Raw genomic sequence first — 18,289 nt, 5'->3', positions numbered from 1 at the left:
TGTTGTGGTCAGTGAAAATTCAGTCGGTGTCGCGGATTTCGCCGGTCACGGGGTCGAAGTCTTCGACATCGCGGACGGGCTGATGTATGCGCTTCATCATCGGGCTGTAGAGGGTCAGTTCCCCGGCATCGTTGATGTATGCGCCAGCGCTGGACGGGGGCTTTTTCGGGGCCTTGAAGGTCACATTCGCCCCCATTCCCACGTCGCCAGAATTGCCCACGGCATAGGAGATTTGTAGGGTCATTGTGCCGCTGCAGCCCTTGGGGCCGTGTTCGGCGTTGTGGTCTAGAAGATCCTGCATCAGTTTCTGGTGGCCGGACATCACTTCGGCCATGAAGTCGCCGCCATCGAACAGCATCAGGATCTGTTCCAATGTCCGCATTTTATACGGGTCGTGTGGATCTGCCGTGGGCGGCGCGGCTGGCTCTTTGCGTTGGGGCATCAAAGGTCAATTCCTTCTAATTGAAGATGGGGAGTCAGGCGGCAACGCCTTCGCGGGGGTGACGCGCGATGGCATCGCGCAGGGTGTCCAGTTCAAGGAAATTGTCGGCCTGCCGCCGCAGATCGTCTGAGACCATTGGCGGGGCTGTGCGCGTGCTGGACACGACTGTGACGCGTGTGCCGGCTGTTTGCAGGAATTCGACAAGAGGTGCGAAGTCGCGGTTGCCAGTGAACAGAACGGCGTGGGTGATGCTGGGGGCCAGCTTCATCGCCTCCACAGCCAATTCGATATCGGTATTACCCTTGATGCGCTTGCGGCCATTGCTGTCTTCGAAGGTCTTTGTGGGTTTGGTGACGACATTCCAGCCGTTGTACTGAAGCCAATCGACCAGCGGGCGGATTGCAATATGATCGTCCGTCTCGGAAAGCGGCGTGAAGTAGCTGGCGCGGAGAAGGTGCGATTTGGTCTGGAATGTGTGAAGCAGCCGCTTGTAGTCCACATCAAATCCCAATGCGCGGGCGGTGTGGTAGAAATTTGGGCCATCAATGAAGATCGCGATATTTTCGTTGGGATAGAACATGGTGTCTCCGGTGGTGGGGATGTCGATTAGGCTGAGCGCTGTTCCGCGCGGCTGCGAATGGCGGCCATGATCTCTTTGATCGTGGTCCACGGGACGTTGATTGTGCGGCTCACTTCTTCCCCGTCCTCATCGAATTCGGGAAATGACATGCTGAACTCGCCCATGTACTCCACTTTCGTGTCGTCGCTGGGGGTGAGGGCTTCGAGGTAGTGATCGGCTGTCGGCGTGGCCATTTGGCGTCTCGCCATCAAAGGGGTATGTGTAAAAAAATGCCGGGGGTCCGCAGACTGGACGCCCCGGCAGTTTGCCGGTTTCATACGGCGTGGGAGGACCCTTGCTGCGCGGTGGCCGCGCGTTGTTCCATGCGGGGGTGGACGGTAATGAACCCGTCGTCTTCGATGTCCTGTGCGGGAAAGTGCTGGCTGGCCAAACGCTTCCAGTTGGCCATGGCTTCTTCCGCAGATGCGCCATCGGCGCAGACGCCGTGCAGGTCCAGTTCCCAGCGATGCGTCCGGTCGCCTGATGGCGCATCGAAGCGCCCGAAGGTTTCCAGCGCCTCATTGAAAAAGGCGTCCTGCAAGCTGCCTGCATCAAGGCATGCCAGATTGCGCAGGAAGGCGACGGGGCGGGTGAAGGTGGCCAGCATCATGCTGCCCGGTGCGTTTGCGCCAATACTTGGGAGGCGGTTTCGCGTTCTGCGGCGCTTGGGGAGAAGCGCATGACGGTTTCGCAGGCGCGTTCAACCGTGCGGGCGGAATGCTGGGCCGGGGTGCGGACGATGCTGCGCGATTTTTTCAGAACCATTTCGCGCCGGGTGGTCTGCGCGTGGGCAGCCCGCTCCGCTGCATTCTGACGCCATGTCAGCAGTTCGCTGCAAATTTCAGGCAGAGCCACCGCCAGCATGGCGCGGATTTCCGGGTCATATTCGCCAAGCTGTTCTGGGGCAGTCGGATTGGCGAAGCGGTTCAGCAGGTCATCGCTGATGAGCGGGGTCGCTGTAGTCTGCATGCCGGTTCTCCTCTTTCACTAGAAGAAATATGACCAGCAAGAATATTCTTGTCAAGAATTATTATGACTATCAGGAATAATTAATCTCGCAACCCTGAGCTACTTTTCTGTGGTCGCGGTTGGCGATTCTTGAGAAAGTCTCAGCCTCTTGGCTCCACTCCGAGAAGGTTAAGCTCTTTTGCCTTGTAGCATAGGCCCGCTGTTGACTTGCAATCGTACTTTTCCCTAAGCCGTAAAAAGCGGCTCTTTACGCCGGACAGTGAGAGGCACAGTCGGTCAGCGATCTGGGCATAAGACAGCTCTTCCTGAATGAACAACTTTAGCATCGCCAGTTCGTCTGCAGTGGGGGATGGCGGCGGGATGAGTGAATTAAAGAAGGCTGTTGTGGAGTGGGTAAGCTCTCGCATTTCAGTATCGGAAAGTTCGCGATCATCTCTTGAGACAAAGATCATTGAGCGACGGGACCCGGTCAGCGCGGAAAACGCAGCCCCAAATGTCAGGCCGTGTCTCTGGGATTTTTTGAGGATCTTTTCCGGGTCTGGTAGGCCTATCTCTGACCATCGAATTGCCCCTTCATTCTCAAGTGCCCACTTGAAAACAGGGTCGTGCAATAGGTAATTTCCGGTGTCGTAAATCTCCTTCCACGTTTCATCAAACGAGCATTCGAAGTGTTCGTATCCCATGATCGAGAAGTTCACCATTAGCGTGTATCCCGATGGGCTAATCTTGCTAATTGCTGATCGGCAGTCGGAAAATGCTGTTGCGACTCTAACATTATTGGCCTCTGTCAGGCTTGAACTTTGCTGATGGCTTGGCAATGCTGGGTCCTCCGAGCGATGGGTTTGAGAATTCTGAGCAAATCTTTGCAACCTAGGTTGCATCCGGTGCAACTTCGGTTGCAATTAGCGTAACACCAATAGAACGATGTGGACAGTCAAAACACATCCTGAGATTGTTGCTAAATACTGATGTTATGTAACTAATGGGTAGTGGATACATGTCACATGGTAAGTAAGGAGAGAGTGAGCGCTCTGAACTTTCGGCGAAACATTGAAACTATAGTTGTTCAGTTTGACGCTAACCCCAGGCCTCTTGCGACCAGTAGTTTTGACCAAATTGTCCTAGGCTCCTTTATGGAACTCAGGAAAAAGGTGTTTGGTGATGGAAGGGGGTGGCGCGTTTGGCTTACATGTAAATCCGATCTTGATCAGTATGATCAGCTGGACACCCACTACGTTGTAGCTTTCGAGTCCTCAACCGGAAGGGCAGTGGCCGGCGCTAGGCTTTTGAGAACGGACCGTTCTGTAAGTTGTGGCAGTTCGACCCTGAGTTACATGGTACGTGACGCATCGCACGGCAAGCTTCCGGGGTTGCCGTGCGACCTCTGCTACGATGCTGCTCCTTGCGATAGTAGCATCTGGGAGCTGACAAGATTCGTTTCCGATGGCTCACCCGGGGCTGGCGCGCTGGTGCTGGCCGCAGTTAGGTCATTCCTTATTGAGTGTAATGCTCAAAAATTCATTTTTCTTTCGGCTCCGGCAGTGTCCAGATTTGCGCGGCCTGCCGGATTTGAAAACGTTAAACCTCTAGGCCCGCTGCGAGGGGAAAGAGGAGAGCGCTACCGGGTTTTTTCTGCTGACGTGCCGTCGCGATCAATGAAGGGTCGGACATGACATCGCGAGTAACGCCTGAAATACCCTCCTTTGGAGATGAGGCCATTAGGTACTTTTCAGACAACGTAGCGATGGCGGAACTTCTGGAGAAGATGTCTTCGCAGCAATTGGATGATTTTATTGATCGCCTTCTTGAGGCGGGTCTACTACCGATCGAGCCATGTCCAGCCAGCCGCTTCGGCGCTCATCTGACAGGGATCTGAACACTTCAAGTAGTCTAGCTTCTGCTTCAGTGTGCTCATCTTGAAGTAACATATAGGTGGGAACCCCAAGTGCATCGGCTATCAGGTTGAGACTGCGGAGTGTTACGCCATCCCACCCCTTTTCGACCTTAGAGATAGTTGATTGATCCAAGCCAGCTGTCTCCGCCAGCAAGGTTTGGTTCCAGCCTTTGATTTTTCGTAGACGCTTGAGTGCTTTCATACCTTTAGGTTGCATCACTGTAGCTGGATTATCAAATGACGGTGCCGCATAATTATTCTTGACGAGAATATGATTGTGAGGAATATTATGCCTCATGTCGCATCTGAAAAAATACCGACTGAAAGAGGATTTGCGCCAGAGAGATCTGGCCGCGAAGCTCGGCGTTGATCAGGCTACGATTTCCAAGCTGGAGTCGGGTGTAAAGCTGCCCAGCTTGGAACTTGCCTTTCTCATCGAAGACTACACCTGCAGCGAAGTCACCGCCCGTGGCTGGCTTCAGGAAGGTGGCTCCTAATGATTGCGGCCCTTTCGGCAGCGCCATTATGTCAATGTCAGTATTTTTCCTCATGCCCCCACACTGCAGCGCCTGCCGTGCCCTGCACAGGAAACGAGGTTTCGCATGGGTGAGGAAGTCGCAGGCAAGAGGGCACGCGCACCGCGCCAGTCACTGCAGGTGACTTGGCGTGGCACTACGCGGGATAAGATCCTGTTCAACTGCGAAGACGGGGCTGTGCTGGAACTGCTACTGCAGCCGGAGTGCTATCAGGCCCTTTGTGATGCGGTGGCGAACTGTCAGGGGGGCACGCAAAATGTGCGGCTCGCAGCGTCGTTTTTCAGTTGGCTGCGAGGTCTGCGTCTAGGTAGCCCGAAATTTCGCGCAACTCATCATGAAAGCCGCCTGTGTGATGTTCATCGGGCAAGGGCGTGTGCGCCATCGCAATGTTCTCGAGTGATCTCGCCAGAGCAATTTGCACGTCAGATGTCGGGGTGTCGCGAAGAAAGGCGGCAGTGCTTGCAAGAGCAATCCGATGCGCCTCAACGCGGCCTTCAAGGCGCAGAATTCTACGTTCCATCTCTGCAATCCGCGTTTCCAAGTCGGTGTCCGACATGTGGCAATCCTTTTTCATTGAAATCCAGCACCAGCGTTAACGCGGTGTCTGTGCAGAGGGAAGACGGCGATGCCTGATCTTCGAAAAATCACCCGCGCCAATATGAAGTCGCTTGTGGATTGGTTCGGCTGTTTTGATGCCGTTGCTGAAACCATCAACGCCCGATGGGGTGGTGGATCCAGCAAGGGCACAGTCAGCAAAAAGGTCAGCGGCAATCTGGATTGGACTGTGGCTGAGGTTGTGGCGCTGGAAGATGCGGCAGGCAGCTACCCTGTCACGCGCATGATGGCGCGGCGGCTGGAAAACCGGCCCGCAGCCGAAGCCGGATCATTGCTGCAGGACGGGTCCAGCATCGCCAAAGAAAGTGGCGAAGCGATTGCGGCCATTCTGGCGGCAGAACAATCCAGCTGCGCCGATGAACTGGCAGCGGCCAGCAGTGAAATCGGCGATGCCATGGAAGCCCTGCAGCGCGCGCAAGAGCGTGTCCATGCACGTATGCGGGCAGGGGGCGGCGCGGCATGATGGATCTGTTGTTTCTTTCTGTTGAATTCCCCGTGTGGTGGGTGCTGCTGGCGATTGCGGGTCTGGTTTCCTGCGCGGTTCAGTCCATTGCGGAATTGCGCCGGCTTCTGAGGGGTACGCGCGATGGGCATTGATTTTCAATTTCCGCGCAGCCCTGATTGGGAGTGGCTGAAGGCGACCTATCCCGGCGATGTGCTGCTGCATGTCGATTGCCCGTTTCTGGATGTTGTACGTCGTATTGGCGGGCGGATGGCGTATCTCGCCACGCCCTACACGCGGCAGGTTCTGGACAGTGACCTGCAATGGGATTCTGGCCTGTCGCTGGATCTTGAGGTTCGCACGGCCAGATGGGCGCGGGCCTTTGCGATTGAAGGGGTCACGGTTGCCTCCCCTATCGTGATGGCCTGCGCGATGCTGAATGCCGATGTTGAGGCGCAACTGGACCCGTTGGATATCGCATTCTGGGCGCGTTGGTGTCAGCCCATCCTGTCGGCCAGCGGTTCGGTGGTCATCCCGGCGATGGACGGGTGGGACCGGTCGCGTGGCGTCTGGCGCGAAGCCTGCTGGGGCCTGCAGCACAATGTTCCGGTGTATCTGGTGGCCGAAGGGTCGGAATTCGGGGTGGCCCTGTGACCGATGCCATCCAGAAAGATGTGACCATTGGCGGGTGTCGCCTGATTTTGGGGGATGCGCTGGCGGTGATGCCGGATCTTGACCCGGTGGACCACCTGTTTTCCGACCCGCCTTATGAACAGTCCCTGCATGACGCGAAGAATGGTATCGAGAAGCGAAAGCTGCGCACCGATGGCGGTGTGCGGTTGCGGGCGCTGGACTTCGCGGGGATTGATGAAATTCGTGCAGAGTTCACGGAACTGTCGGTGAATATCTGCGGTAAGTGGTTCATCGTTTTCTGCACCATCGAAGGTGTCGCCCGATGGGCTGATGTCATCAACCCGTCCGCTATGAAGTACAAGCGCGGCTGCATCTGGGTAAAGCCGGACAGCACGCCGCAGCTGAACGGTCAGGGGCCAGCGCAAGGGGCTGAATGCTTCGTCACTGCATGGTGCGGTTCCGGCCATGCCAAATGGAACGGCGGCGGCAAGCGGGGTGTCTACACCCATTTGACGAACCCGCCCGACCGGCACGGTGGGCACCCGACCGAAAAGCCATGGCGGCTGATGCGGGACATTGTGCTGGATTTTACCAATCCGGGCGAAACCATTCTGGACCCTTTCATGGGATCAGGCACCACGTTGGTGGCAGCTGCGCTGACGGGTCGCCGTGCGGTCGGTGTCGAAAAGAACCCCGAATATTTCGCAATCGCTGAACATCGGGTCCGCAAGGCGATGGCGTCGTCTCATGCGCTTGGCCCCCAGCTGTCAGCCGAAATTCAGGAGGCCCTGCTATGACATCGAAAGTTGCCCGCAAATCCCGGCGCACCCTCACCAAGGCTGAACTGAAGGCGCGCGCGGCGAAGCGGCTGGACGCTATCTTTCACCCGCGCTGGTCGTCGCGTGATGACCATCAACTGGTGACGTTGCGCTCTAAGGGTATTCCCTTTGATCACATCGCCGTGGGTCTGAAGCGTGACCGGCGGGCCGTGGAACAGCGCTGGCATCGGCTGCGGGTCATCCCTCGCATCGACAAGCTGTTGGAGGACTACGGCCTGACCTCGCGCGCCTATGCGCTGGACGCCGGGGTGAAGTGATGGTCGCCTATAGCTTTCAGCAGGAATTCGGGTCTGACATTCTGTCAGGTCGTAAGCTGTCCACCATCCGTCCGAACGGCAAGCGTCGTCATGCGGCGGCGGGCGATGAACTGCAGCTTTATGTGGGTATGAGAACAAAAGCTTGCCGCCTGCTGCTGCGGGTGCCGTGCCTCTATTCAAAACCCGTCGAAATTCATCATTGGGGCGCTGTCATCGGCGGTGTGGGCTGCGTGGGAGCAAACATGGAAAAGCTGGCGACCATCGAAGGCTTCGCCAGCGCAGGAAATATGCAGGCGTGGTTCGACAACCGCTATGGCCTTCCGGCGGTCGGTTTTACGCAGATCCGGTGGGATTTCAGTGCCGCAACTTTTGTCGCGGACAGCGCGGCAAATGGGAGTTTAGCACCATGACCCTTGCCGCACCCCGCTTCGCAAATGCACCGGCGGCGCATTTCGACCTAGAGCCGTTTCATGTGATCGCGCATGCCGAACTTGCGGATTTCCCGTTGGCCGCGCCGGGCGTGTGCCTGAACCCAATGTGTTCACGCCAATTTACACCGTCGCGCAGCTGGCAGCGCTATTGCTGCGACACCTGTCGCAAGATGGATGAGGTCGAAATGCGCCGCGTCGGGCAGAAGGCTGCGCCAGCACTGCTGGCATGGCGCATGGGTAAATACGAAGAACAGGACGCCGCCTTGCGGGCGCTTTCCCGTGCCGGTCGCAACTATATCAGTCGGCTGCAGTCGGAATGGTATTGCGACCGCCAGCGGCGCGCCTTCGGAAAGGGGGCGTAAGATGGCCTTTGAATCCGTCCGGGATGATCGGGGTCAGCCACAGTTGCGCTGTATTTGCGATGATTGCGGTGCTGAGCACTGCGTTCCTGCGGTTCATGGCAAGACCGGCAAAGACGGCGAAGGGCAGGCCGTCTTCAAGCTGCAGAAAATCAAATGGTCTTACATCGGCAAGCGCCTTCGCTGTGCTGCCTGTGAGACACAGCGAAGGGAGGCAAAATTGAGCAAGAGCAAAGTACAAACACAGCCCGAAACCCGCGAACCGTCCCGCGCGCAAAAGCGGGAAATCACGGATATGCTGGATGCGGTCTATGACACTGACGGCGAACGCTACAAGGCGGGTGATACCGACGATACGGTGGCTGATGTGCTTGACGTAATGCCGGGCTGGGTGGCGCAGCTTCGCGAAGAATTCTTTGGCCCGGCAGGAAGCAATGAAGACATGGCGCAGTTGGCCAAGGATGTTTGCGACTTTCTGAAATCGGCTACCGAACAGCGCAAGGCAATCAGTCAATACGCCCACCGTCTGGATGCTGAGATTGGCACAGGGCAGAAGATGCTGGAACGTCTCAAAAAGATCGAAGGGGCGCTGGGTCCCCGCGTTCTTTCGAAGGTGGGGCGGTGATGCATGGCTGAAGCGGCAAGACCCTTTGGATTGATCGATAGCGAAGACCTGTTTGAATACCCCATCCCATCCGGCGAACGGCTGGACAGTCATTTTTTCATGGCTTGGCGGTTTGACTGGTGGCTGCAATCGGAATTCCGGCTGATGGCGGATAAGGACGTGCGCGCGGTCGGGTTTGACTTGTTCAACATCGCGCAGAAGGAAGACCCGGTGGGCACCCTGCCCACCGATGACCGCCTTCTTGCGCGATTGGTGGGTGAGTCCCTTGAAGAATGGGAACGCCTGCAGGCGCGTCCGATTGGGCCGCTCTACAACTGGCGGAAATGCGTCTGCGACAATGGCCGCCAGCGCCTATATCACCCGGTAGTGTTGAAGATCGCACAGGACGCCTTGGGCATGCGCGAAGACAAGCTGGCCAAGCGCGAAGCGGAGCGCGAGCGCAAGCGACTGGAAGCGCTGCCTGAAAAGATGCTGCGCGCCGGTGCGCCCAAGGGCATGACGGAAGATCAAGGTCTGTTGCTGCGCTTTGACCAATTCCTTGTCGATAACTTCGATGCCAACGGGCAGCGCCGTGCGCCGATGATCCGGAAGGCGCTGGAAGCCTTTTCACTGGCACAGGAAGGCGTCGATTGGCGAGCTGAAATGTCTGGCTAGAACCCTTCCGCGTTTCTTCCGCTGGAAGGAACTTGGAAAGAAGTCGGAAAGAAACCGGAGCGAACACGGAAAGAATCCGGATGGATTTGGAACGTTCTGGCCTGTTTCCGCCCTTTTTCATTCCGGTTTGTTCCGGGCTGAAAGGACAGAAGATGAAAATATAGAAAACGAAATTGCCACAAGCGCCCCAATACCGACCGAACCACGATTTAAGACCGGGGCATATGCAAAGAAAAAGGGCAAGACGCATGGACAGTGCTGAACAGGCAAACGGTGAAAAGAGGGTCAGGGCGGTGCTGATTGAACCGCTGCTGGCGCGCGGGCTGGCAAAGCCAAAGGGGTTCACGAAACAGGCGGAGTTTGATGCGATGGTGGCAAAGGTGCTGTGCCCCAAGCTGGCCTATATGTCGGAACTCAATCTTGCGGCCCTAGAAGAGGAAGTGGCCGCCAACCCCAAGGGCAGGGGGCGTGACCAGATCATGATCCCGAATGAAATCCTTGAACGCGCCGCGAAGATCCAGCCCCCTGATGCCGAAGCGTCGCCGCTGATGCGGGCCGTCTTTGCCGCAGCTTTGGGCCGGGATGCTATGGCCGGGAACTGGGGGCCGGAACTGTTGCGGTTTCTCAAGAAAAAGCGGTCATGGCCGAAGCCTGAGGATGTGAAAATTATCAAGTCTGAGGCAGAGACCGCATTGCGCAAACTGGGTGACCTGGAACGCCGTATAGCCGATGGGCGCATGGTTTCAGATGCAGATCTGTCATGGCGCGCGTCGCGTGAGGCCGCGCAGGTGAAATGCGAAGAGATCCGGGCATTGGTTTTGGGGGGTGCATCATGATGATGGGCAAGATCGAGGCGCAGAACTTGCAGTGGTACGCTGTCCGGGTGGTGCGCAAACAGGTGGGCGGCATCAGGGCCATCACGGTGGGCGGTGAGTTTGAGACCTACCGCGACCGTCAGCGCCGTCTGCGCAAGCGCCGGGTCAATGGCACCGGCGACCGCGTGTTTCTGCCCGAACACATCCTGCGCCGCGCGGGGTTCGAAGTGTTCCTGCCCATTGAAAAGGTTCTGCGCCGCAAGAACCGCTTCAGCCCGGAACAGTCGCTGGTGTCAAAGCCCAAACTGGTGGACTGGCTGTTTGTTGGATGGCCGGTTGATCAGTCGCGCTGGCATCAGTTGATGGCGCTGGATGTGGTGACGGGTGTCATGGGGACGGGGGGCCGACCTGTGACCATTCCGCAGGCCCGCATCATCCGGCTGATGCGGCAATGGGGCGGCGGCGAACTGTCGCCTGCATGTTATCAGATGGTAAAAGCAGGCTATGCCGCAGGCGACGTGCTGCGCGTGCCTGATGGCCCGTTTGCGGGGTTTGATTTCACCGTGGTTGATGTGTCGGAAAAATCCGCGCGTGGCCTTGTGAGTATTTTCGGGCGCGACACGCCTTTGGATATTCCCTTGGCTAAGCTGCCGGTTTCGGAAAATGTGCCGGCTGAAACTAAGGCACCCGATAGATCCGGTGATGATATCGCTGACCCGCGCCTTGTCCCTTGCGGCTGTGGTCACCAGCTGGCGGAGGTTGTCCATGCGAAGGATGGTTATTGCATCAGTTGCGGCAACTGTGGGCGGCGCGCTGCGGTGGGGTCCAGAAGTGAAGGTGAGGCAATCGACCGCTGGAATGCTTGGCGTCGTCAGCTGATAGAGTAGGGGATAAAGGGGAACATATCCAATGGGTGGGATAATCGCCCCTCTCAAGGGGATTTCCGATATTAGCCGGGGGTAAGGCGGAAATATAATACACCCCCTAAATCGGCCCCCTAATCGCCTCTCCGAGGATTTTATAAGTTTGGCGTTGCAAAATCCGACCTTATCACCTAGAACGAATTAAGCCGCAGACTCCGGCAAGAGTCTGCGGCTTACATCAAACGCCGTTACGGGGCGAAAGAACAGTAGTTGTAAGGGTTATTACCCATTATTGGCCTTTCCAGTCAACCCCCAAGCGGCTCCAATCTTATGGAGAACGCGTATGCGTAATGATCTCAGACGCCCAAGCAAGAAACTTACCTTCAGCGATGCCGTAGCTATCTGGGGGCGGATTTTGCGGGGTGAGTTCCAGAACCGGATCGCTGCTGACTATGATGTCAATCCGGGAAGGATTAGCGACATCAAGATGGGGCGTCTTCACCCCGGCAGTAAGTCTGCGGCTTCCATCTGAAAAGCATATAAGTGGGCAGGGGCGGGCGACCGCCCCTCTCGCAATGTTAACCGACACTCGATATTGTTAAGGGGGGTTGACGCTCCACAGGATCTTCCCTTAACAATCAAAATTGTCGAAGGTTCGGTGGCCCCTGTTGAAAGATACATGCCATCATTCCGGGCGATCAAAGGCGCAAGAAGTAATTCCGCATTTGATTGTATGCCGACATGTCCGGGCAACCACGCAATAGCGTCGCCGCCTGTGACACTGCTGCTGCAATGGATGACAAAGGCCCGGCTGAAAAGCGCGGGCCTTCTTTGTATCTGACGCTGCCGAAGAGAGTTCAGGCAGAAATGCAGCAAGGGAGACCGCAATGCGCCACATCTGATTTCCTCTATTCCCCTCGGTATCAAGGCCGGTCGCCATAAACAGCGGCTGGCCTTTCTTGCTAAAGGCGGCGGAACTCTTGGGGGTGGCAATGTTCAGCGTGGGCGAAGTCAATGTGAAGGGCCTGCAGCGGTTTGAAAACATGCTGGGGGCCTTGGGTGAGGATGCACCAAAGGCGGTAAACCGGGCCATCAACCGTACCGGCGATATGGCGCGGACGCAGGTTGTCCGCACGCTGGCAAAACAGACCGGTCTGCCGCATAAAACCATCCGCAAGTCTGTGAAGGTCAAGCGTTCGTCCTGGGATGATCTGAACTACACGCTGAAGTCGGCGGGCGGTGATGTGGCGCTGAAGTATTTCCAGAAGCGCGAGACCAAAAAGGGCGTGGTCGCCAATCTTGGCACAGCCCGTGGCCGTGTTCTGTTCCCCCGCACCTTCTTCCGTGGCGGTGCTTTCCCCCGCCGCGTGGACCTGAGCGCCTTCGGCGGGCACGTGATGGACCGGATCAGCGAACAGCGCTTCCACCTGAAGCGGGTTAAGTCCGGCGTATTCATCCCTGAAGAGATGGTGGACGGCGCGACCGCCGATGCCTTTGAGCGCAGCGTGCAGCAGAACCTGCCGCGCCGACTGGATCACGAAATCAGCCGCCTTCTGGGGCTGTGACCTCGCAATCAGCTGCTTTGCTTGCGTTTAACTTCTTTTGGGAGTTCGAAGACCACTCGGAAGAACAGCTTTAGGAATTCAACATGCTGCTTTGCATCTTCCGCATTTGCTTGAATGTCATGAATTGCATCATTTCCATCGTCCCATAGCTCGTTGGCCCATGAGGCTATGTCTTCAGTAATAAGAAACCTGTCTTTAAGATTGCCAATTCGAGATTTTCGCAAGCCCTTGGTTTCTCCCAGTTCCTTCAGGCAAACGTCAAGGATGCTCCGGCATTCGGATACGATCCGGGATGGTGGATCGCCTCTATCCAGGGACAATTGGGTGGCAGGCCAAAGAACTTGTACGACCTCGGGCAGGTCGTCTGGAACGGAGTATTCTGTGGCGGCAGGTATTGTTCCCAAAAGCTCTATGTATTCGCGGGCGAACATCGATGCTGCCAAGGCGCTTTGTGGGTCAGCTTTCTTGAGAAGGTGCAGATTGTGGGTGCTTGAGTTGAAAAGAAGCAGAATAGGCTGGGCGCATTTGGGGCAAGTCGCATGACCATAGGCTGTCACCTTGTCCCTGCCGTCGGCGCGGAGGTGGTTGGGCCGCTTGTCACCGGAAAAAGCGGAATGCTCATTGCGCTGAATTGCTTCTATTGCCTGCAGAAAGTGCGGGTAGTCACTGGTGCGACGTGGTTGCCAGTCAAACACATCGTGTACTGGCATGTCTGTCTGTTTGGAGCAGTTCGGACAAGTCATCTCAATTTGAAAGTGCATACGGGGATTGGGCATGGAGAAAATCTCGATAGAAGAATCAACTGAATTCTTGGCAAGTCTCGTGGCAATGGCTGAGGAGAGCAACAGCGACCAAGAGTTTCTTAACAGGCTCAGTCAGTTGGGTTGGGTGGAGATGCATGGCTTGCGTGGATGTTTACAAGCCCACAGCACGTCGGTGCTGTTTCACTTTGAGCGTTTGTCGTTAGAGCGCAAGATGATCGCGCATTTGATCGGATAGTAGGGACCGTACCCCCATATTGACAGCACGCGGTGGTGGAACCGCCCGGGGGTTCGGTAGTCAGACGGGTTTTTGAAAGCCTTAACAAATGGGGGTTCGCTTAACACCGGGGGCTTAACAATCTGCCCGACCGGCGACGGACTGAACAGGTCAACCATGACAGATGAACGCCGGGAATTGTCGCAGGCAGAGTTCGCGCGTGAAATGGGTGTCAGCCGGGCGGCAGTCAGCCAATGGAAATCCAAGGACATCCTTAAGGACAGTGCGTTCACCAAACCCGGCAAGAAGGGAAAGATCATCTTTGCCGTCGCGGTGAACCAAGTTCGCCAAAACCGCGACATCGGCCAGTCGCTGGGTAATGGGATTGCCACGCGGACAACGGTGGACGCTGATCCGCAGGCAGAAGCGCCGACAGCGCCGGTTTCAGAGCTAGAGGAGGTTCTAGAACTGCAGCCGATTTTGCCGGTGCCTCAGCCGGAAACGGCGGAAGGCGCGCCGCCAGTCGATGATGCGCCTGAGGTGCCGCTTGCTGCGCAGCCCAAGCCTGACAGCGTGGAAGACATGCTTAAGCGGGCCAAGCTGGAACAGCAGCTGCGCACGAACCGGATTCAGGCGACGGAAGAGGCAGCCCAGCTAGGCATGCTGGTAGCGGCTGACGACGCGCGGGAACAGCTGACCCGTGTCGCCGGGATGATGATGCAGATCTTCGAAGGTGCATTGACTGATTTTGCTGCGGCTCTGGCGTCCCAGTTCGACGTTCCGCAGCGCGATGTCCTGCACCTTCTGAAGAGCGAATTTCGGAACGTCCGAAAGACCGCAACCATGAAACAGCGCGTGCTTGCGGAGGGTAAACCAAAGCGGGTGGAAACGAACTTGGAGATTGACGCCTAATGCTGGATGTCTCTGTCACCAGTGCCGAATGGATGGTGCACGATGTTCTGGCAGAGGTCTTGGACCCGCCGCCGCCGGTCGATTATCTGACGTGGGCAGAGCGCAACATTGAATTTTCGGAACGGGAAAGCGAGTTTTCCGGCCCCTATAACCGCCAGCGGTTTCGCTACTTCGACGCCATCCTGATGGCACTGTCGCCGGAAGATCCCTGCCGGATCGTGACTATGGCGAAGTCGGCGCAGCTGGGCGGCACGGTGCTGGCGAATATCTTTACCGGCGGGTCCATGGATATGGACCCCGGCGATTTTCTCTATGTCCATCCGACTGAAGAGAATGCCCGCCGCTGGTCGAAAATGAAACTGCAACCGATGCTGAAGGGCACCACGGCGCTGCGCAAGATTTTTCCGATGAAGGCCCGCGACGGGCAGGACTCAGTTTTTTACAAAGAGCGCCGCGACGGTCGCGGGGCCATCCTGATTTCCGGGGCCAATTCTCCGGCCTCGCTGTCGCAGGTTTCCATGTCCCGTCAGGTTCAGGATGACCTTGCCAAGTGGGATATGAACAGCGCGGGCGACCCTGAGAACCAAGCGGACAGCCGCAGTCAGGGCCGCGAGTTCGCCAAGATTTTCAAGATTTCGACGCCCATGGTTGTGCCGGGGTGCCGGATCACCACCAATTTTGAGGCGGGGTCGCAGGAATATCCTTATGTGCCCTGCCCGCACTGCGATTTCATACAGGTGCTGGAATGGGAAAACATGCTGCGCAGTCTGGATGAAGATCATCCGGAGCGCGCGCATTTCACCTGTCCGGAATGCGGATGCGCTATTGAAGATCACCATCGCGCGGAAATCATCCCGCGTGTGGAGTGGCGGGCCGCGAATCCAAAGATGAAGCGGGATCACCGTTCGTTTTACCTGTGGTCGGCCTATTCGCCGCTGCAGTCGTTTGAGCGGGTCGCGCGGTCATGGCTGGCTGCAAAGGGCGACCCGCCGAAGGAACAGACGTTCTGGAATGACGTGGTGGGCAAAGCCTATCGCGTATTGGGCGAGGCCCCGCCGTGGGAAGACATCCGCGACCGTGCTTCGGAATCGGATTATGCCCACGGCAGCATCCCGGCGGGCTATCCGATGCTGACCTGCGGTGTGGACTGTCAGGGCGACCGGGTGGAATGGCAGGTGGTCGCGTGGGGGCGGAACAAGCGCCGCGCGATTGTGGAATACGGCGTGTTCAACGGGCACATTTCCGATGAACAGTGTCAGACCAAACTGAACGGCCTTATGCGTCTGGGGTTCCGGAATGCCTATGGGCGCAAGGTCGAAATTGATCTGCTGGCCATCGACGGCAACGCCTACACCGAAGACGTTTGGGACTGGGCGCGCAAGCATCTGGCCAGCCGAGTCATCATGGTGCGCGGTGTGCATCCGGAAAGCGCCCCGCTGCTGGCGCAGGTGAAGAAAGAACGAAACCGCCGGGGCAAGGTTGTCCGTTATTCGAAGCGGTTCTTCAACTTCGCCTCGTCTGTTCTGAAAATGGGGCTCTACCGGAACCTGAAGAAAACCGACCCGGAAGAGCGCGGTTTCATCGCCTTGCCCAAAGGGTTGGATGATGAATTCTACCGGCAGCTGACTGCGGAAACGCGCAAGGCGCAAAAAGCCAAATCGGGCTTCACCCGGTATCTGTGGGTCAAAGACCCGAACCAAGCCAACGAGGGTTTGGATACTCACCTGCAGGCGGAAGCTGCCGCTATCAGGTTGGGGGTTCGGAACCTACCGGACGCCGAATGGGACCGGCTGATGGCGGAGCGCGAGTGCCCGCCGGAAGATGTGCAGGGCGATTTCGAAGACTTGCTGATGGCGGCGCAGCCGCAGGCGGCACCGGCGCAGGAAGTTGCGCCGCAGAACGATGAACCAGCCGAAGCGCAGGCCAAGGCCCGTGCGCGGTCGAAGTGGAGAAACCGGACGCGATGAGCAAATTCGCCAACATGGTCGGCAAGGCGTTGGGCTGGAACAAGATGCCCAAGGCGGAGCGGTCTTCGCGCCCGACCGCCCGCTATCTGCGTGACACCAGCAGCGGTGTTATCGCATCGCGGGTGGCCCCGGTGACCAGCCACAGGGACGATGTGCGCCGTTCATGGTCGCGTGCTGCCGGGCTGGCCATGGACCTGATCCAGAACAGCGGACGCCTGAAAGGCGCAACCGACCAAGTTCTGGCGGATACGGTCGGTGTTGGCCTGACGCTTTCGCCTGACCCGGACCTGACCGGCTTGGGGTATGACGACAAGGAAAAGGCGGACTGGATTCGCATCGTCAAGCGGCGCTGGACGGCCTACTGGAAGAAGGCCCGCGAATGCGACATGCGGGGCAAGCTGACCGGTCCGCAAATGGTGGACATTGGCCTGCGGTGGCACATCGCCTATGGCGAGGTCACCGGGGTCTTCGATTTTTTCGCGGATGACCGCCGTCGCAAGTACAACCTGACCACCGGCACCAAGCTGTTGCTGTATCCGCCAACCCGGCTGGTGCAGGACACCAGCGAGTTGGAAGGGCTGTTTCAGGGCGTCCGGCATGACGAAAATGGCCGCGCTGTCGCCTACCGGTTCCAGACATCGGCCAGCGGCCTGAAGGCAAAAAGGGATTATCCCGCGTTCGACACCGATGGCCGGCCAGTTGTCATGCACATCTTCGACCCGATGGATTCGGAAGATGTGCGCGGGATCTCGCAGCTGGCCCCGGCGTTCCGCAAACACATTCAGGCGGAAATGCTGGATGATGCCACGCTTCAGATGGCCATTCTGCAGACCGTTTTTGCCATCACGCTGACCAGTGAGCAGCCAAGCCAAGACGCCTATGAGGCGCTGGAAGTGCTGAAAGAGAGCGGGGGCGGGACCGGGTACGCGCAAGAGTATCTCGATTTCCTTGGCGCGCAGCTGGACCGCGCTGCCGAAAGTCGGATTTCGGTTGGGGCCGACCCGCAGGTGTCGCACCTTGGCCCCGGAGAAAAGCTGGGGCTGGAAACCGCGAACGTGCCGGGGCGGGACTTCCTGCCGTTTTCGAACAGCCTTGCCCGCGACATGGCACGGACCATCGGCTGCACTTACGGGGGCCTGACGATGGATTACACCGATGCCACCTATGCCAGCGTGCGCATGGAGGGGTCCAGCATCTGGCCCGTGGTTCTGCGCCGCCGGGAGCGGGTCGCCGCGCCGATGTGCCAGATGGTCTATGCGAACTGGCTGGACGAAGAGGTTGGCGAAGGCCGTATACCCTTCAAGGGGGGCTACCGCGCCTTCCGGGCAAATCGCGACCGGGTGTCTGCCGCCAACTGGCAAGGGCCTGCGAAGCCCACGGCGGATGATCATAAGGCCGCGCGGGCATCCACCGAACGGCTGAAAAACGGTACCAGTTCCATCGGCATCGAAACCGGGGATTTGGGTGTAGATCCGGACGCCTTGTTTGAAGAGCGCCAGCGCGAGCATGATCGCTATATCGAAGCGGGGATGGAATCGCCATACGCGGCTCGGCAGGCGCAGCCCATCATTGAAACGGAGCCAGCCCCATGACCGTGGCGAACACCGTGCGCATTGGTGCAGACACCATCGATATTTCGCAGCCCTGCGATGTCGTGACTGCGCTGAAGAAGATGCAGTTGAAGCTGGCAACCGGCGGGGTGCGGGAAACCGTTCGTATCGACGGTGAAGAGGTGACGTTTCAGCGGGCCAATGACCGACGTCTGGCGGCGCTGATCGCCACATATGAAACGGAATGCGCGCGGGCCACGGGCAAGCGCAGCCGGACCAGATACGCGAAGCGGTTCCGCTTCACCTGATCAACAAGGAGACAGT

The 18,289-nt window shown here is 57.8% G+C and carries 29 protein-coding genes; 20 read left to right on the top strand and 9 right to left on the bottom strand.

Annotation, left to right across the window (positions count from 1 at the left end):
* Positions 1-19 precede the first annotated feature (19 nt).
* From OO25_RS17150 to OO25_RS22310, 6 genes are all read right to left on the bottom strand, one after another.
* The gene (locus OO25_RS17150; RefSeq protein WP_123585446.1) at positions 20-442 is read right to left on the bottom strand and encodes a hypothetical protein; all 423 of its coding nucleotides are present in this window, start codon (positions 440-442) and stop codon (positions 20-22) included.
* A gap of 34 nt (positions 443-476) precedes the next feature.
* Entirely contained in the window at positions 477-1,022 is a 546-nt protein-coding gene (locus OO25_RS17145) for an NYN domain-containing protein (protein WP_040181462.1), read from the bottom strand.
* Between the two features lie 26 nt (positions 1,023-1,048).
* On the bottom strand, positions 1,049-1,270 hold the full coding sequence (locus OO25_RS17140) for a hypothetical protein (protein ID WP_139044799.1): 222 nt from the start codon (positions 1,268-1,270) through the stop codon (positions 1,049-1,051).
* A gap of 65 nt (positions 1,271-1,335) precedes the next feature.
* Entirely contained in the window at positions 1,336-1,668 is a 333-nt protein-coding gene (locus tag OO25_RS17135; RefSeq protein ID WP_206778545.1) for a hypothetical protein, read from the bottom strand.
* Positions 1,668-2,030 (bottom strand): hypothetical protein, encoded by a 363-nt coding sequence (locus OO25_RS17130; RefSeq protein WP_040181455.1) that lies wholly within the window; start codon positions 2,028-2,030, stop codon positions 1,668-1,670. The genes OO25_RS17135 and OO25_RS17130 overlap by 1 nt, the downstream gene beginning before the upstream one ends.
* 140 nt (positions 2,031-2,170) lie before the next feature.
* Entirely contained in the window at positions 2,171-2,731 is a 561-nt protein-coding gene (locus OO25_RS22310; RefSeq protein ID WP_052465712.1) for an autoinducer binding domain-containing protein, read from the bottom strand.
* A 303-nt stretch (positions 2,732-3,034) separates the two neighbouring features.
* On the opposite strand from OO25_RS22310, the gene OO25_RS23470 reads away from it, so the two are divergent.
* A complete protein-coding gene (locus OO25_RS23470; protein ID WP_082035353.1) occupies positions 3,035-3,703 on the top strand; it encodes an acyl-homoserine-lactone synthase in 669 nt (222 codons plus the stop codon).
* Between the two features lie 117 nt (positions 3,704-3,820).
* Here the strand turns inward: OO25_RS23470 and OO25_RS22305 are convergent, their stop codons facing one another.
* Complete coding sequence (locus OO25_RS22305; RefSeq protein ID WP_082035352.1) at positions 3,821-4,222, bottom strand: helix-turn-helix domain-containing protein; 402 nt, start codon at positions 4,220-4,222, stop codon at positions 3,821-3,823.
* Between OO25_RS22305 and OO25_RS17115 the strand changes: the two genes are divergently transcribed.
* Positions 4,221-4,421: a helix-turn-helix transcriptional regulator gene (locus OO25_RS17115; RefSeq protein WP_040181452.1), complete on the top strand. Its 201-nt coding sequence runs from the start codon at positions 4,221-4,223 to the stop codon at positions 4,419-4,421. The genes OO25_RS22305 and OO25_RS17115 overlap by 2 nt on opposite strands.
* Before the next feature lie 319 nt (positions 4,422-4,740).
* Here the strand turns inward: OO25_RS17115 and OO25_RS17110 are convergent, their stop codons facing one another.
* Positions 4,741-5,016, bottom strand: a complete 276-nt coding sequence (locus OO25_RS17110; protein ID WP_040181450.1) for a hypothetical protein — start codon at positions 5,014-5,016, stop codon at positions 4,741-4,743.
* A 69-nt stretch (positions 5,017-5,085) separates the two neighbouring features.
* Between OO25_RS17110 and OO25_RS17105 the strand changes: the two genes are divergently transcribed.
* The 13 genes from OO25_RS17105 (at position 5,086) to OO25_RS17050 (ending at position 12,558) form a co-directional block, all read left to right on the top strand.
* Positions 5,086-5,538 carry a hypothetical protein gene (locus tag OO25_RS17105; RefSeq protein ID WP_052465710.1) on the top strand — a complete coding sequence of 151 codons (453 nt, stop codon included), beginning with the start codon at positions 5,086-5,088 and terminating at the stop codon, positions 5,536-5,538.
* Entirely contained in the window at positions 5,535-5,672 is a 138-nt protein-coding gene (locus OO25_RS23010; protein WP_161496926.1) for a hypothetical protein, read from the top strand. Before OO25_RS17105 ends, OO25_RS23010 begins: the two co-directional genes overlap by 4 nt.
* Positions 5,662-6,171 (top strand): DUF1937 family protein, encoded by a 510-nt coding sequence (locus OO25_RS17100; RefSeq protein WP_052465709.1) that lies wholly within the window; start codon positions 5,662-5,664, stop codon positions 6,169-6,171. Before OO25_RS23010 ends, OO25_RS17100 begins: the two co-directional genes overlap by 11 nt.
* Positions 6,168-6,947 (top strand): site-specific DNA-methyltransferase, encoded by a 780-nt coding sequence (locus OO25_RS22300; RefSeq protein WP_052465708.1) that lies wholly within the window; start codon positions 6,168-6,170, stop codon positions 6,945-6,947. Before OO25_RS17100 ends, OO25_RS22300 begins: the two co-directional genes overlap by 4 nt.
* Entirely contained in the window at positions 6,944-7,246 is a 303-nt protein-coding gene (locus OO25_RS17090) for a hypothetical protein (protein ID WP_040181448.1), read from the top strand. Before OO25_RS22300 ends, OO25_RS17090 begins: the two co-directional genes overlap by 4 nt.
* Positions 7,246-7,656: an ASCH domain-containing protein gene (locus tag OO25_RS22295; RefSeq protein ID WP_052465707.1), complete on the top strand. Its 411-nt coding sequence runs from the start codon at positions 7,246-7,248 to the stop codon at positions 7,654-7,656. The genes OO25_RS17090 and OO25_RS22295 overlap by 1 nt, the downstream gene beginning before the upstream one ends.
* Positions 7,653-8,039 carry a hypothetical protein gene (locus tag OO25_RS17080; RefSeq protein ID WP_040181447.1) on the top strand — a complete coding sequence of 129 codons (387 nt, stop codon included), beginning with the start codon at positions 7,653-7,655 and terminating at the stop codon, positions 8,037-8,039. Before OO25_RS22295 ends, OO25_RS17080 begins: the two co-directional genes overlap by 4 nt.
* 217 nt (positions 8,040-8,256) lie before the next feature.
* Entirely contained in the window at positions 8,257-8,661 is a 405-nt protein-coding gene (locus tag OO25_RS17075) for a hypothetical protein (RefSeq protein WP_242407066.1), read from the top strand.
* Between the two features lie 3 nt (positions 8,662-8,664).
* Positions 8,665-9,315, top strand: coding sequence for a hypothetical protein (locus tag OO25_RS17070; RefSeq protein ID WP_040181445.1), 651 nt, complete (start codon positions 8,665-8,667; stop codon positions 9,313-9,315).
* 248 nt (positions 9,316-9,563) lie between these two features.
* Positions 9,564-10,151, top strand: a complete 588-nt coding sequence (locus OO25_RS17065) for a hypothetical protein (RefSeq protein ID WP_040181443.1) — start codon at positions 9,564-9,566, stop codon at positions 10,149-10,151.
* Positions 10,148-11,017, top strand: coding sequence for a transcription termination/antitermination NusG family protein (locus OO25_RS22290; protein ID WP_052465706.1), 870 nt, complete (start codon positions 10,148-10,150; stop codon positions 11,015-11,017). The genes OO25_RS17065 and OO25_RS22290 overlap by 4 nt, the downstream gene beginning before the upstream one ends.
* Positions 11,018-11,336: 319 nt before the next feature.
* Positions 11,337-11,525 (top strand): hypothetical protein, encoded by a 189-nt coding sequence (locus tag OO25_RS17055; protein WP_040181441.1) that lies wholly within the window; start codon positions 11,337-11,339, stop codon positions 11,523-11,525.
* Positions 11,526-11,985: 460 nt separating this feature from the next.
* Positions 11,986-12,558, top strand: coding sequence for a phage tail protein (locus OO25_RS17050; protein WP_040181439.1), 573 nt, complete (start codon positions 11,986-11,988; stop codon positions 12,556-12,558).
* 8 nt (positions 12,559-12,566) lie between these two features.
* On the opposite strand, the gene OO25_RS17045 is transcribed toward OO25_RS17050, so the two are convergent.
* A complete protein-coding gene (locus tag OO25_RS17045) occupies positions 12,567-13,268 on the bottom strand; it encodes a DUF4145 domain-containing protein (RefSeq protein ID WP_040181437.1) in 702 nt (233 codons plus the stop codon).
* A 64-nt stretch (positions 13,269-13,332) separates the two neighbouring features.
* On the opposite strand from OO25_RS17045, the gene OO25_RS17040 reads away from it, so the two are divergent.
* The 5 genes from OO25_RS17040 to OO25_RS17020 all read left to right on the top strand — a co-directional run bounded on the left by OO25_RS17040 (position 13,333) and on the right by OO25_RS17020 (position 18,273).
* Positions 13,333-13,557: a hypothetical protein gene (locus OO25_RS17040; RefSeq protein WP_040181435.1), complete on the top strand. Its 225-nt coding sequence runs from the start codon at positions 13,333-13,335 to the stop codon at positions 13,555-13,557.
* Positions 13,558-13,713: 156 nt separating this feature from the next.
* Positions 13,714-14,448 carry a helix-turn-helix transcriptional regulator gene (locus OO25_RS22285; protein ID WP_052465705.1) on the top strand — a complete coding sequence of 245 codons (735 nt, stop codon included), beginning with the start codon at positions 13,714-13,716 and terminating at the stop codon, positions 14,446-14,448.
* On the top strand, positions 14,448-16,415 hold the full coding sequence (locus OO25_RS17030; protein WP_040181434.1) for a phage terminase large subunit family protein: 1,968 nt from the start codon (positions 14,448-14,450) through the stop codon (positions 16,413-16,415). The genes OO25_RS22285 and OO25_RS17030 overlap by 1 nt, the downstream gene beginning before the upstream one ends.
* Positions 16,412-18,007: a phage portal protein gene (locus OO25_RS17025; RefSeq protein ID WP_040181432.1), complete on the top strand. Its 1,596-nt coding sequence runs from the start codon at positions 16,412-16,414 to the stop codon at positions 18,005-18,007. Before OO25_RS17030 ends, OO25_RS17025 begins: the two co-directional genes overlap by 4 nt.
* The gene (locus OO25_RS17020) at positions 18,004-18,273 is read left to right on the top strand and encodes a hypothetical protein (RefSeq protein WP_040181430.1); all 270 of its coding nucleotides are present in this window, start codon (positions 18,004-18,006) and stop codon (positions 18,271-18,273) included. The genes OO25_RS17025 and OO25_RS17020 overlap by 4 nt, the downstream gene beginning before the upstream one ends.
* The last annotated feature ends 16 nt before the right edge of the window (positions 18,274-18,289 follow it).

The sequence above is a fragment of the Phaeobacter sp. S60 genome, assembly GCF_000826845.1.
Taxonomy (GTDB): Bacteria; Pseudomonadota; Alphaproteobacteria; order Rhodobacterales; family Rhodobacteraceae; genus Phaeobacter; species Phaeobacter piscinae.
This window is presented reverse-complemented; position numbering and strand designations above follow the sequence as displayed.

Bases quoted from the DNA above. Each gene is read 5' to 3' on its own strand.
- OO25_RS23470 (WP_082035353.1), top strand. From the start codon at position 3,035: ATGGTAAGTAAGGAGAGAGTGAGCGCTCTGAACTTTCGGCGAAACATT.
- OO25_RS17030 (WP_040181434.1), top strand. From the start codon at position 14,448: ATGCTGGATGTCTCTGTCACCAGTGCCGAATGGATGGTGCACGATGTT.
- OO25_RS17110 (WP_040181450.1), bottom strand. From the start codon at position 5,016: ATGTCGGACACCGACTTGGAAACGCGGATTGCAGAGATGGAACGTAGA.
- OO25_RS17150 (WP_123585446.1), bottom strand. From the start codon at position 442: ATGCCCCAACGCAAAGAGCCAGCCGCGCCGCCCACGGCAGATCCACAC.
- OO25_RS22290 (WP_052465706.1), top strand. From the start codon at position 10,148: ATGATGATGGGCAAGATCGAGGCGCAGAACTTGCAGTGGTACGCTGTC.
- OO25_RS17145 (WP_040181462.1), bottom strand. From the start codon at position 1,022: ATGTTCTATCCCAACGAAAATATCGCGATCTTCATTGATGGCCCAAAT.
- OO25_RS17080 (WP_040181447.1), top strand. From the start codon at position 7,653: ATGACCCTTGCCGCACCCCGCTTCGCAAATGCACCGGCGGCGCATTTC.
- OO25_RS17105 (WP_052465710.1), top strand. From the start codon at position 5,086: ATGCCTGATCTTCGAAAAATCACCCGCGCCAATATGAAGTCGCTTGTG.
- OO25_RS17100 (WP_052465709.1), top strand. From the start codon at position 5,662: ATGGGCATTGATTTTCAATTTCCGCGCAGCCCTGATTGGGAGTGGCTG.
- OO25_RS17025 (WP_040181432.1), top strand. From the start codon at position 16,412: ATGAGCAAATTCGCCAACATGGTCGGCAAGGCGTTGGGCTGGAACAAG.
- OO25_RS17130 (WP_040181455.1), bottom strand. From the start codon at position 2,030: ATGCAGACTACAGCGACCCCGCTCATCAGCGATGACCTGCTGAACCGC.
- OO25_RS17065 (WP_040181443.1), top strand. From the start codon at position 9,564: ATGGACAGTGCTGAACAGGCAAACGGTGAAAAGAGGGTCAGGGCGGTG.
- OO25_RS17140 (WP_139044799.1), bottom strand. From the start codon at position 1,270: ATGGCGAGACGCCAAATGGCCACGCCGACAGCCGATCACTACCTCGAA.
- OO25_RS17090 (WP_040181448.1), top strand. From the start codon at position 6,944: ATGACATCGAAAGTTGCCCGCAAATCCCGGCGCACCCTCACCAAGGCT.
- OO25_RS17135 (WP_206778545.1), bottom strand. From the start codon at position 1,668: ATGCTGGCCACCTTCACCCGCCCCGTCGCCTTCCTGCGCAATCTGGCA.
- OO25_RS23010 (WP_161496926.1), top strand. From the start codon at position 5,535: ATGATGGATCTGTTGTTTCTTTCTGTTGAATTCCCCGTGTGGTGGGTG.
- OO25_RS22285 (WP_052465705.1), top strand. From the start codon at position 13,714: ATGACAGATGAACGCCGGGAATTGTCGCAGGCAGAGTTCGCGCGTGAA.
- OO25_RS17070 (WP_040181445.1), top strand. From the start codon at position 8,665: ATGGCTGAAGCGGCAAGACCCTTTGGATTGATCGATAGCGAAGACCTG.
- OO25_RS22295 (WP_052465707.1), top strand. From the start codon at position 7,246: ATGGTCGCCTATAGCTTTCAGCAGGAATTCGGGTCTGACATTCTGTCA.
- OO25_RS17045 (WP_040181437.1), bottom strand. From the start codon at position 13,268: ATGCCAGTACACGATGTGTTTGACTGGCAACCACGTCGCACCAGTGAC.
- OO25_RS17055 (WP_040181441.1), top strand. From the start codon at position 11,337: ATGCGTAATGATCTCAGACGCCCAAGCAAGAAACTTACCTTCAGCGAT.
- OO25_RS22305 (WP_082035352.1), bottom strand. From the start codon at position 4,222: ATGAGGCATAATATTCCTCACAATCATATTCTCGTCAAGAATAATTAT.
- OO25_RS17040 (WP_040181435.1), top strand. From the start codon at position 13,333: ATGGAGAAAATCTCGATAGAAGAATCAACTGAATTCTTGGCAAGTCTC.
- OO25_RS17050 (WP_040181439.1), top strand. From the start codon at position 11,986: ATGTTCAGCGTGGGCGAAGTCAATGTGAAGGGCCTGCAGCGGTTTGAA.
- OO25_RS17020 (WP_040181430.1), top strand. From the start codon at position 18,004: ATGACCGTGGCGAACACCGTGCGCATTGGTGCAGACACCATCGATATT.
- OO25_RS17115 (WP_040181452.1), top strand. From the start codon at position 4,221: ATGTCGCATCTGAAAAAATACCGACTGAAAGAGGATTTGCGCCAGAGA.
- OO25_RS22310 (WP_052465712.1), bottom strand. From the start codon at position 2,731: ATGGTGAACTTCTCGATCATGGGATACGAACACTTCGAATGCTCGTTT.